12 protein-coding genes and 1 tRNA gene are annotated in these 11,657 nt (G+C 61.6%); 5 read left to right on the top strand and 8 right to left on the bottom strand.

Annotated elements, in window-relative coordinates; translation table 11 throughout:
* Positions 1-306 precede the first annotated feature (306 nt).
* Complete coding sequence (locus FJW03_RS10125) at positions 307-618, top strand: hypothetical protein (protein ID WP_140763079.1); 312 nt, start codon at positions 307-309, stop codon at positions 616-618.
* A gap of 507 nt (positions 619-1,125) precedes the next feature.
* Here the strand turns inward: FJW03_RS10125 and FJW03_RS10120 are convergent.
* From FJW03_RS10120 to FJW03_RS10105, 4 genes are all read right to left on the bottom strand, one after another.
* Positions 1,126-1,211, bottom strand: a tRNA-Leu gene (locus tag FJW03_RS10120).
* A 333-nt stretch (positions 1,212-1,544) separates the two neighbouring features.
* Positions 1,545-2,207: an outer membrane protein gene (locus FJW03_RS10115; RefSeq protein WP_140767280.1), complete on the bottom strand. Its 663-nt coding sequence runs from the start codon at positions 2,205-2,207 to the stop codon at positions 1,545-1,547.
* A 90-nt stretch (positions 2,208-2,297) separates the two neighbouring features.
* Positions 2,298-2,510, bottom strand: coding sequence for a hypothetical protein (locus FJW03_RS10110; RefSeq protein ID WP_140767279.1), 213 nt, complete (start codon positions 2,508-2,510; stop codon positions 2,298-2,300).
* A 19-nt stretch (positions 2,511-2,529) separates the two neighbouring features.
* Positions 2,530-3,381: an alpha/beta fold hydrolase gene (locus FJW03_RS10105; protein WP_140767278.1), complete on the bottom strand. Its 852-nt coding sequence runs from the start codon at positions 3,379-3,381 to the stop codon at positions 2,530-2,532.
* A 147-nt stretch (positions 3,382-3,528) separates the two neighbouring features.
* Here FJW03_RS10105 and ade point away from each other — a divergent pair, with 147 nt between their 5' ends.
* Complete coding sequence (gene ade / locus FJW03_RS10100; protein WP_140767277.1) at positions 3,529-5,346, top strand: adenine deaminase; 1,818 nt, start codon at positions 3,529-3,531, stop codon at positions 5,344-5,346.
* A gap of 23 nt (positions 5,347-5,369) precedes the next feature.
* Here the strand turns inward: ade and FJW03_RS10095 are convergent, their stop codons facing one another.
* On the bottom strand, positions 5,370-6,524 hold the full coding sequence (locus FJW03_RS10095; protein ID WP_140767276.1) for an alpha/beta hydrolase: 1,155 nt from the start codon (positions 6,522-6,524) through the stop codon (positions 5,370-5,372).
* Between the two features lie 143 nt (positions 6,525-6,667).
* The gene (locus FJW03_RS10090) at positions 6,668-7,792 is read right to left on the bottom strand and encodes an alpha/beta hydrolase (protein ID WP_181165517.1); all 1,125 of its coding nucleotides are present in this window, start codon (positions 7,790-7,792) and stop codon (positions 6,668-6,670) included.
* Positions 7,793-8,137: 345 nt separating this feature from the next.
* On the opposite strand from FJW03_RS10090, the gene ilvA reads away from it, so the two are divergent.
* Both ilvA and FJW03_RS10080 read left to right on the top strand, forming a co-directional pair.
* Positions 8,138-9,394: a threonine ammonia-lyase IlvA gene (gene ilvA, locus FJW03_RS10085; RefSeq protein ID WP_140767275.1), complete on the top strand. Its 1,257-nt coding sequence runs from the start codon at positions 8,138-8,140 to the stop codon at positions 9,392-9,394.
* Complete coding sequence (locus FJW03_RS10080) at positions 9,391-9,948, top strand: DUF1697 domain-containing protein (RefSeq protein WP_140767274.1); 558 nt, start codon at positions 9,391-9,393, stop codon at positions 9,946-9,948. The genes ilvA and FJW03_RS10080 overlap by 4 nt, the downstream gene beginning before the upstream one ends.
* 12 nt (positions 9,949-9,960) lie before the next feature.
* Here the strand turns inward: FJW03_RS10080 and FJW03_RS10075 are convergent, their stop codons facing one another.
* Both FJW03_RS10075 and FJW03_RS10070 read right to left on the bottom strand, forming a co-directional pair.
* Positions 9,961-10,254, bottom strand: coding sequence for a DUF2218 domain-containing protein (locus tag FJW03_RS10075; protein ID WP_140607498.1), 294 nt, complete (start codon positions 10,252-10,254; stop codon positions 9,961-9,963).
* A gap of 139 nt (positions 10,255-10,393) precedes the next feature.
* Entirely contained in the window at positions 10,394-10,834 is a 441-nt protein-coding gene (locus FJW03_RS10070; RefSeq protein ID WP_140607497.1) for a VOC family protein, read from the bottom strand.
* A gap of 217 nt (positions 10,835-11,051) precedes the next feature.
* Between FJW03_RS10070 and FJW03_RS10065 the strand changes: the two genes are divergently transcribed.
* On the top strand, positions 11,052-11,648 hold the full coding sequence (locus tag FJW03_RS10065) for a cold-shock protein (RefSeq protein ID WP_140607632.1): 597 nt from the start codon (positions 11,052-11,054) through the stop codon (positions 11,646-11,648).
* Positions 11,649-11,657 lie beyond the last annotated feature (9 nt).

Here is an 11,657-nt window from a genome sequence, read left to right as displayed (position 1 = left end):
CCGCCAAATGCGGGATAACATTGGGATTGCTCAGGACGATTGCGATATTTCATCGCTGCCCGGACGCTCCGCTGCCCGACCGTGGCGAGCCTTTATGCCAACCCTACCGAGATGACGCTGACACGAACGATTTCTGAGGAGCAGCGGGCGTCGTCCGACGCGCGCACCTGGCTCCTGCAAGCTATTATATTAGCAATAAACGATATATTAATGACTGAGATGCAGCTTTGACACAGGGAGGGAACACGTTCTCGTCGACGTTCCAACGCGTCCTGGAGCGCCGGAAACGCTATGCGGAGCAAACGCATGAGTGTCGGAGCAGCTCTCGAACAATTGCTGCGGTTGATTCATCGCCGAGCCATGAGATTAGCGGCGTTGCCGGAGGATGAAAGGGATTCGCACTACGATCTCATCCGCCTGTCATGTTGCGCGGCCGCCGAGCACATTGGGCAGAGTCCCGACAGGGCAGCCCTCACTGCAAACGATATGGTTGAGTTTGTTCGCGCGCTGGTCGGAATCATTGAGATGGGCGGTGGGCCAGACCATGGGCGAAACACCGATCAGCGGCCGCCGGTACGACATTTTGGTGGCCAAGAGAATGGCACCACGCGCATCTAACAAGCGGGGACGAACGCCACCGTAAGTCAACGGGAACGAAGCTCCTATTGCTCGTGCGGTACGACATAACTGCTCGTGACGGCGTCGTCGTCCAGGCCGCGAGTCACAAGAACCGTTGTAAGACCGACGGATAGCGCACCGGTGACGGCCGCATCAACTGGGCGACATCGCCCAACGGTTTCGCCGTTCGGAGAACTTGCGAGCCTTTCCTTCAGTGAAGCCATGCATAGATCGAGCGACGCGTAAATTGTCGACCCCGTGTCGATAGGTTTGCAGATAGAGGTATCGCCCGGGCTGCACGAGAGCAAAACCATCACTGCCGCAGTTACCGGATCCATTTTCTGAAATCTCCGTCGTTTTGACGAACCTCAACGTGGAAAAGCAGCCTTCGTTTCGCTTCGGCTAAGAAACGAATTCGGATGGCCGTCCTTGGTACGGCTACCGAGCCAGCCTTTTTCAAGGGTGGCGAGCTGTGCAGGGCAGCCGAATTTTGTTTTGATTTCAAAGTGGTGCGGACGACGGGAATCGAACCCGTACGATCAGAGATCGAGGGATTTTAAGTCCCTTGCGTCTACCAATTCCGCCACGTCCGCAGGCCAGCCCTTTTCAGATGCCAGACACAGGCCGTCAAGTCGTGTTCTCGCGTTCTCGAACGCGCAACCCAGAGGAGGGGGGCGTGGCGATACTGGCGCGATCGCGGAATTATCAACGGCGCAGGCATTGCTAAACATCCTCGCGGTGGATTTGATCCGCCAAGGCCGGCGCCTCTCAGGCCCACCCCATTCCCCCGCCCCCTGCGGGCGTCGGCCGCCCCTCATCCGGCAGGATTGATCCGCGCGCCACCTGTCCAGCAGCGGCGTTGTCAGAGCAATTCCAGGAAAGGTGTGTAGGCGTTTTCCCTTCGGGATAGCGTGGAAGAGCCACGCTCAGAACTTGTAGCTCAGATTGATGCCGACAGTGTTCAGCTTCACGTCCTGATCGCGGTCGGTGAAGCCGTTCGACCCGTCATAGTGCTCGGAGCCGAAATCGTAGTAACGATATTGGGCGCCGACGACGAACTTGTCCGTCAGCGCGTAGTCGACGCCGGCGCCCACGGTCCAGCCGACATTCGTACGTGTGTTGGAGAACGCTGGGCCTGCCGCCTGCGAGGTTTCGACGCCGGCGAAGGCGACGCCGCCTATGCCATAGACAAGCACGCGGTTCATGGCATAACCGGCCTTGGCATTCATCGATCCGAACCACTTGATGTCTGTGCCGAACACGTTCCCCGGTTCGGGTTCCGCCGTGCCGTCGATCGAGGAATAGTTGAGTTCGGCCTCGGCACCGATCACCGCCTGGTCGAACTGCCACAGACCGGCGATGTGGCCGCCGACGAAACCGCCATCGATGTCGGGCGAGGAAAACGCGCCGCCACCTGTCCCGGTGATATCCGATTGCCCCCAGCCATATCCGGCCTGCAGGCCGGCGTAGTAGCCGGTCCAGTCGAAGCCGGGCGCGGTCATCGGCAAACCGGCACCAACGTCCGCGGCCGAGGCCGGCCCGGACAGCAGGGCAAGAAAACCGGCACTGGCGAGCGTTAATCGACGCATCGAGCACCCCGAAATGGCGGTTTCGAAAGACTCCTGGCGCAACCTAACCTTATTCGCCGCGAAACGGAATTGGCTTCAGGCAACAGCGGTTTACGTTGGCGGGTCGCGCGCCCGGTCCTCCAAATCGCGCTGCTTCTCCAGCGGCGATGCCAGCCGGTTGAAGGCGTAATCCGCAAGCACCGAGCCGGCGATGAAAATCAGTATCGGCGCCAGCCATATCCAGAACGAATGCAAAGCGAAGAAGACCAGGCCGGCGAGGCAGGCCGACACCGCGAAGATCGCGAACCTGATCGTCTGTGCCATCGACAAGGCTCGTCTCCGGCTATTTGGCGTCGATGAAATCCAATACAGCCTGGCTGTATTCGTCCGGCGCCTGCAGCATGGCGAAATGGCTGGCGTTGGGCAGGATGATCAGCTTCGCGCCCGGGATGGCGGAGGCCATGTACTCGGTGTGTTCGCGCTTGACCGCCTCGTCATGGTCGCCGGCGACGATCGCCGTCGGGGTTGTTATCTTGCCGAGCTGTTCCTTCGTCCAGGCCGGCTGCGATTCCCACATATGGCTGATCTGCGCGACAAAGGCATCATACTGGTCCGGGGTCTTCGACAGCTTCTTGTAGTCACGGCCTGAGCGGTCGATGTAGGCGGCGAAGGTCTTGTTAGTCATGACGCCCGGGTCGACGCCATCCGTGGTGACGTTGGCGGCCTGTGCAAACAGCCGCGTCAGACGTTCAGGATGATGAAGCGCGATGTCGATGCCAATGATGCCGCCATCGCTCCAGCCGACAAGGGCGGTCTTGTCGATCTTGAGGTAATCCAGCAGCGCCAGATAGTCCGAGGCCATAAGGTTGTAGCCGTAAGGCTCGTCCGTGCGGGTCGAGCGGCCGTGGCCGCGGCTGTCGGCGACGATCACCTTGTGGGTCTTGGAAAGTATCGCCACCTGGCTCGCCCAGACGTCCGCATGGCCGAGGCCGCCATGGATGAGCAGCACCGGATCACCCGTCCCGAAAACGGCATAGTACATCTGGATGCCGTTGACCGGCGCATAACCGCTCTGCTCGGCCTTGGGCATGGCCGCTGCCTCCGGCAAGGTCTGCCAGCGCTCCTCTGCGACGGCAAAAGACGTCGATACAATGAACAGGATGATGGTGGCGAACGCTTTCCAGTAACGGGTCATGGCTCCCTCGTATGGTTCGGGTTCGACAGTCAGCATCGCCTTTTGGCTGGAATAGTCAACGCGCGGCTTTCCGGCGGATGGCAGGCAAACGGCTCTGGCTCCGCGCTCCGAGATTTGCCAGACTGGCCGCAGCAAAGGAAGCTCCCCATGACGCATGCCAAACCCGCCAGCCCCACAAAACCCAAGCCTTGGACCGAGATGGCGAGGCATCTGGTCGATGTCGCCATGGGTCGCAAGCCCGCTGATCTCGTCATCCGCAATGGCCGCTGGGTGAACGTTCACTCCGGCGAGATCATCGCCGGCACCGATGTCGCCATTGCCGGCGGCCGTTTCGCCTATTGCGGGCCGAACGCCGGCCATGCCATCGGCCAGGGCACCAAGGTGGTCGATGCCGGCGGGCGCTATCTGGTGCCTGGCCTGTGCGACGCGCACATGCATGTCGAGAGCGGCATGGTGACGGTGACCGAATTTTGCCGCGCGGTCATCCCGCACGGCACCACGTCGATGTTCATCGATCCGCATGAGATCGCCAATGTGCTGGGCCTGCCTGGCGTGCGGCTGATGCATGACGAGGCGGTGGCCATGCCCATCAACGTGCATGTGCAGATGCCATCCTGCGTGCCCTCGGCACCTGGGCTCGAACATGCCGGCGCCGAGCTGACGGTTGCCGATGTGACGGAGGCGATGACCTGGGAAAACATCATCGGGCTCGGTGAAGTGATGAATTTTCCCGGCGTCGCCGCTAACGATCCGGTCATGTCGGGTGAGATCGCCGCGACGGTTCATGCGGGCAAGACGGTTGGCGGCCACTATGCCTCGCGCGATCTTGGCCTGCCCTTCCACGGCTATGTCGCCGGCGGACCCGAGGACGATCATGAAGGCACGCGCGCCGAGGATGCCATCGCCCGCGTGCGTCAGGGCATGAAGGCGATGCTGCGATTGGGCTCGGCCTGGTACGACGTTGCCTCGCAGATCAAGGCGGTGACGGAAGGCGGCATCGATCCACGCAATTTCATCCTGTGCACCGACGACAGCCATTCCGGCACGCTTGTCCACGAAGGCCACATGGACCGGGTAGTGCGCCACGCGATCCAACAGGGGCTGAAGCCGGTGACCGCGATCCAGATGGCGACGATCAACACCGCCCAGCATTTCAGGCTGGAACGAGAGATCGGTTCGATCGCGCCGGGCCGGTTGGGCGATCTGCTGATTGTGTCCGATCTCGCCGCAATGACCATCGACGAGGTCTATGCGCGCGGCGTGAGACTGGCCAAGGGCGGCAAGCTCGATATCGACATTCCGGCCTATGATTACCCGAAGACCGCGAAAAACACCGTCAAGCTCGGCAAGAAGCTGAAGGCCGCCGATTTCGACATCGTGGCCCCCAAGGGCGCCAACGAAGTGCGAGTGCGGGTGATCGGCGTTATCGAGAATCAGGCACCGACGCGCGCGCTGGAGGCCGACCTTGCCGTCGAGGACGGGCTGGTCGCCATGGATCGCCGCAACGACATCTGCCAGATCGCGCTGGTCGAGCGTCACCGGGGTACCGGCGGCGTCACCAACGCCTTTGTTTCCGGCTTCGGCTATATGGCCGATTGCGCCATGGCCTCCAGCGTGGCGCATGACGCCCACCACATCATCTGCGTCGGCACCAACAAGCAGGACATGGCGCTGGCGGTCAACCGACTGGGCGAAGTCGGCGGCGGCGTCGTGCTGTTCTCCAAGGGCAAGGAGCTGGCGCTGGTCGAAATGCCGATCGCCGGGCTGATGTCTGACGAGCGCGCCGAGATCGTCGCCGCCAAGGCCGAGAAACTGACCGAGGCGATGCGCAAGATGGGCTGTTCGCTGAACAACGCCTACATGCAGCACTCGCTGCTGGCGCTGGTGGTCATTCCGGAGCTCAGGATTTCAGACGTCGGGCTGATCGACGTGACGAGCTTCCAGAAGGTCGATCTGTTCGTCTGAGATCAGCCGCCGGCGCTTCGCTCTCAGCCGCCAGTGGCGATGGTCAGCACCTTGAACGGCGTTGTGATGACGACCTCGGCGACCGAGCCGACAGCCTTGCCGAGACCTTGGCCGAGATCGTCGAGTTGACCCTCGTCTGAAGCCAGGCCAGCCGGCGCCCGCAGGCGGTCGCCAAGCAATTGCACCAGGAAGGGGTTGTCGGCGAATTTGGCGTGGTTCAGTTGGTCGCCGCCCTTGGTTTTGGTCAGATCGACGACCGCCACACCATAGCTGGCAAGATCCGCCGCATTGCCGTAGTCGCCGACGCGCGGCTTGTCGCCAGAAATGAACGACGAGAGCTTCAGTGCCCGATCGTCGCCCGAAAGCAGGATGGCGAAAGGCTTGGTCGGTTTGCCGTAGCGGATCATCTGCTTCTTGAACACATCGACATCGATGTCCGGCGAGGCCAGGATCACATAGCCGAGCTTGCCGCCAAGATCGCGGTCGCCTGTGATGGCGAGCTGGCGCAGCGCTTCCATGGTCAACCAGGTTCCCATCGAGTGGGCGATGATGTCGATGCTCTTGACGCGGGTCTTGGCCAGCATCCGCAGCGTCGCCTCGAGGTCGTCGCGCGCGGCATTGGCGCTGTCCTTGTCGTAGAGATAGCCGGTCGTCTTGGCGCTTGAGGCCCATGAGAACAGCACCGGTGTGCCGGGATATTTCGTATCGTGGGCGATCTGCGTCAGGCGGTAGATGCCGTCGTCGAAACCATTGTTGAAGCCGTGCACGAAGACCAGCGCGCGGTCGCCGCGCATGGCGATGTCGGTCCCAAGCGCCTTGGCGAATTGCGGTGCATCCTTGTAGTAGATCACGTCCTTCGCGGTGAAGTCCTTGGCCGGATTGCTGTTTGAGGACCCCTTGGCGCGCTCGATGGCGCCGACCTTGTGGCTCTTAGGAACTGTGACATCGACCCGGGCGTAGCTGGTGGTGAGCGAGCGATCACCATCGAACACCTGCCGCGGCTCCTTGGTCGCCTTCTGCCGGGTCGTGGCGACGAAGATCTCATGCGTGGCCGCGATGTCGGATGCGGGCACCGCGACAGTCGTCCTGTTGAGCAGGTCATGCGTGTTCTGGCCGGCACAGCCGGCAACGGTGAGCGCAAACGCGGCGGCGACGACATTCTTGAAGCGAAAGCTCACGCGCCGGCTCCCGTAGGGGACGTCAAACGCCTGACGTCGCTCCTATCCCCGATAAAGCCAGAGACCGGCGCGGTCCAGTTCAAAGTGGGCCGATATGTCTCAACGATGGTGAAGCGGATACGGCGAAACCCGCGGCGCCGCATCTATTGGCCGAGCAGGCTGATGCGGTCGGTCACGTCTCGATCGCTGGCAAAGCCGTCATCCTCGCGCAGCCGCTGGCCGATCATCTTCACCAAAGCGGGATTGTCGGCGAATTTCGTATGGTTGAAACTGTCGCTGCCCTTGACCTTGGAGAGATCGACGACCGTAACACCATAGGAGGCAAGATCGGCGGCATCCTTGTAGTCGCCGACGCGCGGCCGCGCACCGGCGATCAGGCCGGAGAGCCGGAGCGCACGATCATCGTCCGACAACAGCAGGATGAACGGCTTGTTGGGCTTGCCATAGCGTCGCATCTGACTCTTGAATACATCGACGTCGATGTCAGGCGAGGCGAGCACCACGTCGCCGAGCTTGCCGCCGAGATCGCGGTCGCCGGTGATGGCGAGCTGGCGCAGCGTCTCCATCGTTACCCAGGTTCCCATCGAGTGGGCGACGATGTCGATGCGCCGCGCGCCGGTCTGTGCCAGCATCCGCAACGTCACTTCAAGCTGGTCGCGCGCGGCACTGGCGCTTTCCTTGTCATAGACATAGTCCGTCGTCTTGGCGCCCGAGGCCCAGGAGAACAGCACCGGCGTGCCGGGATAACCAGAATCGTGAACGATCTGGGTCAAGCGGTAGACGGCGTCGTCAAAGCCGGTGTTGTAGCCGTGGACGAAGACCATGACGCGGTCGCCGCGCGCCGCGATATCGGTGCTCAGCGCGCTAGCGAATTTCGGCTGCGTGTCGTAGCCGACGACCTCGGAAGCCATGAAATACTTCGTCGGGTCGTTCGATTTGCCGCGTGAGCGCCGCTCGATCTGGCCAGTTGTGTGGGTGCCCGGAACAGTGACATTGACGCGCGCGTAGTTCAGCGTCGCCGAGCGTTCACCGTCGAAAACCTTGTTGGGGTCGTCGGAAGGCTTGCGCGTCGTGGCAATGAAGATCGAGTGGTTGCCGGCGATTTCTGTCACCGGCACGGACATGACCGCGCTGCCGAGCAGTTCCTCGGTTTTGCGGCCGCCGCCACAGCCTGCCACCAGCAAGGCAAGTGCAAGAATGCAAATAGTCTTCAAATGCACGTCAAAATTCCACTCGAGCCCAAAAGGGCCTTCCACTCTCCGCGACATCTCCCCAGCAGGCGAAGTGCGGCGGAAGTAAGTCGTTTCCCGCCGAAATGTCGTTGGCGTCCGGCAGCGGCCATCGCACTGTTGCGCGAAAGCCAAAATGTCGGCGAGAGCGGCCACAACAGGAGAAGGTCAGCGCTCTGGGTCTGCGCCGGAGATGCCGCACAATGCCCGTGAAGGTGCCGAAACCTCGATCCGGCTGGCATGAACAAACGCTTCCAAGCGCCTGCAAGCATGGCGGGAATGCCCGTTGCACGCGTAAGCCCAACCTGGCAATGGTCTTGCGGGGCCGGATGTGCGATAGCCTTCCGTCTAACGCGCCTGCGGGCGGACCGGGATGATCTTGCCATGACCAGTTTTGCCTCGCGCGTCGCCATCGCTGCCTCCGCGATCCGCCAGATCTTTCCGGAGACGCCGCTGCAGGAAAACGACTATCTGTCAAAGAAAACCGGCGCCCGGATTTTGTTGAAGCGCGAGGACCTGAGCCCGGTGCGCTCCTACAAGATCCGCGGCGCCTTCAACTTCTTCCGCAAGGCGCTTGCCGCCGGCAGTCAGGCCGAGATGTTCGTCTGCGCGTCCGCCGGCAACCATGCGCAGGGCTTCGCGTTCGTCTGCCGTCATTTCGGCAAGAAGGGCGTGGTCTTCATGCCGGTGACGACGCCGCAGCAGAAGATCGACAAGACCCGGCTCTTCGGCGGCGATTTCGTCGAAATCAGGCTGGTCGGCGACTTTTTCGACGACTGTTATCGCGCCGCCTTCGAATTCACCGAAAGCTCCGGTGCGCACATGGTGCCGCCTTTCGACCACAAGGACATCATCGAGGGGCAGGCCACGGTCGCCTACGAGATCGTCGATCAGATGCCGGGCGCACGCATGCCCGACATCGTCATGCTGCCTGTTGGCGGCGGTGGCCTCGCCGCCGGCGTAACCCACTATTTCGCCGACCAGGGCCGGGAAGCGCGTTTCGTCTTCTGCGAGCCTGCCGGGGCGCCGAGCCTGCATGACAGCCTTGCAGCGGGAAAGCGGCTGAAGCTCGCCAAGGTCGACAATTTCGTCGATGGCGCGGCGGTGGCCGAAATCGGCCGCGAACCCTTGCGGTACCTCAAGGAATTCGCCGCTGACACGGTGCGGCTGATCCCGGAAAACCGGCTCTGCGCGACCATGATCGAGATGCTCAATGTCGAAGGCGTCGTGCTTGAGCCGGCGGGCGCTTTGGCCATCGACGCGTTGAAGGATTTTCCCAGGAAGGAGATCCGGGGCAAGACCATCGTTGCCGTGGTTTCGGGCGGCAATTTCGATTTCGAGCGGCTGCCCGATGTCAAGGAACGGGCGCTGCGCTTCGAAGGCCTGAAGAAATACTTCATCATCCGCTTCCCGCAGCGGCCGGGCGCCTTGCGCGACTTCCTCGAGATGCTGGGTCCCGACGATGACATCGCGCGCTTCGAATATCTGAAGAAGTCGGCGCGCAATTTCGGTTCGGTGCTGATCGGCATCGAAACCAAGGACCGCCGCAATTTCGACCTGCTGAAGGCGAATTTCGAGGCCGAAGGCGTCCAATATCAGGACATCACCGACAACGAGACATTGGCGGGGTTCATCATATGAGCGGAAAGGTCTTCATCGCCCTTTTTTCGGGCATCAATGTCGGCGGCAATCGCATCGTCAAGATGGCGGAACTGCGTTCGTTCTTCGAGGATCTCGGCTTTTCCGACGTCGCCACCTATGTGCAGAGCGGCAATGCCGTGTTCCGGGCTGACAAGGACGATGCCGCCACGCTGACGAAACAGATCGAAGCAGCCTTCGAAAAGAAATGGGGTTTTCATTCGCGCATCATGGTGCGCGACGCGGATTGGTTCGAGCGGCTGGTCGCGCAAAATCCCTATCCGGAAGTTGCCGGCGAGCCGACCAAGCTCCACGCCTACGCGCTGGAGCGGGAACCGACCGAAGAGGAGGCGGCCCGGTTATCGGAAAAATGCACAGGTCCGGAAAAATTCGAGATCAAGGGCGACGTGCTTTACCTGCATGCCCCCGATGGACTTGGAAAATCTGTGTTCGCCGGCCTGATCGGGCGCACGCTGAAAGTACCAGGCACCAAGCGCAATTGGCGTTCGGTGCAGGCATTGTTGGAGATGGCCGGTAAAGCCGGCAGCGGCGGCTGACTTCGGATATTTTTACGCTGCCGGAGCCTGCTTCCAGTCGAACACCAGCTCTTCGCGGAAAGCGAAGCGCTTGATGTGATCGGCGACGACGCTTTCCAGGCGTTCGAGCGATCCCGCTTCGTCGGTCGACACGATGATGTGCAGCGCGCTCGCATCGGCATCCATGACCGTGCGGCCAAGCGACAGTTCGATCGTGCCATGATGCGGATCGAACTCGACCGGGAATTTGTGCGCCCAGTGCTTGCACAATTGCTGCAGGTAGCGGCTGGCATGTTCGGTGGCGACGTCGGCACGGCTGGACGGCATGACTGGATTCTCCTCGGGCGGGCGCCCGGTTGCATGACAATGCGCCGGCGCCGGGGCCGGCGCGACTTCAGGCAGATAGGCGCCGGCTCGCCGAAAGGCAAAGGCCGGCGATATCCGCGCCCGGCAAGGGGCTATAGCCTTACCAGCTTCCGGTGTTCGCCATCGACGCCCAGGGTTCGGCCTTGGCCTTGGCAGGGCCTTTCTGCAAAAGCTCGATGGAGATGCCGTCCGGAGACCTGATGAAGGCCATGTTGCCGTCGCGCGGCGGCCGGTTGATGGTGACGCCCTTGTCCATCAGGTTCTGGCAGGTCGCATAGATATCGTCGACCTCATAGGCGAGGTGGCCGAAATTACGCCCGCCCTTGTAGTCTTCGGGATCCCAATTGTAGGTGAGTTCGACCAGCGGCGCCTTCTCGTTGATGCCGCTTTGCTCGTCCTCCGGCGCGGCGAGGAAGATCAACGTGAAGCGGCCTTGCTCGTTTTCGTAGCGGCGGACTTCCTTCAGGCCGAGCTTGTTGCAGTAGAAATCGAGCGAGGCATCGACGTCGGCGATGCGGACCATGGTGTGCAGATAGCGCATGTGTTTTCCTCGATTTGTTGGGTTGCGGCGCAACATAGGGTCGGCCCGGTCAAAGGGCAATCGCCCGGCGGCCGGCAATGCCGGCAAAGAACAAATCCGGTATTCCCGCAATGAACCGTGAAAAAAGGCACGGTAGGTCTTGCACACACCGGAAGCCGCAGTGTTAATCTGATATCAAGAATCAGTTGCAGTGTTCTTGAACAAAGGGGGCATTCTTATGGGGGAAAAGGCCTCTTTGACGGGGCGGGCCGGAACCCTTGGCGACGCTGTGAAGCGCGACGAAGGCGGCGAGGCCGCCGACCTGACCGAAATTGCCGGCGCCATCAAATGGTTCGATGTGGCCAAGGGCTACGGGTTCATCCTTCCGGATGATGGTGTTTCGGGCGATATCCTCCTCCATGTGACATGTCTTCGACGGGACGGTTTCCAGACAGCTCTGGAAGGCGCGCGCGTGGTCTGTCTCGTCAAACAAGGCGAGCGCGGACTGCAGGCCTTCCGTGTGCTTTCCATGGACATCACCACTGCCGTCCACCCCGCCGAAATGCAGGAACAGCGCACCCATGTTTCGGTGACGCCGGAGAGTGGGCTCGAACGCGCGCTGGTCAAGTGGTTCAACCGCACAAAGGGCTTCGGCTTCCTGACGCGCGGCGAGGGAACCGAGGACATTTTCGTCCATATGGAGACCTTGCGCCGCTACGGCATCACCGAGCTTCGGCCGGGGCAGGTGGTGCTTGTGCGTTTCGGACGTGGTGACAAAGGCCTTATGGCCGCCGAAATTCACCCCGATATGGGCACCTTGCCGGTTTCGCACTAGGGCGACCCC

The organism is Mesorhizobium sp. B4-1-4 (assembly GCF_006439395.2).
Classification (GTDB): Bacteria; Pseudomonadota; Alphaproteobacteria; order Rhizobiales; family Rhizobiaceae; genus Mesorhizobium.
Note: the sequence above shows the minus strand (reverse complement) of the source record. Positions and strands in the feature narration are given on the sequence as shown.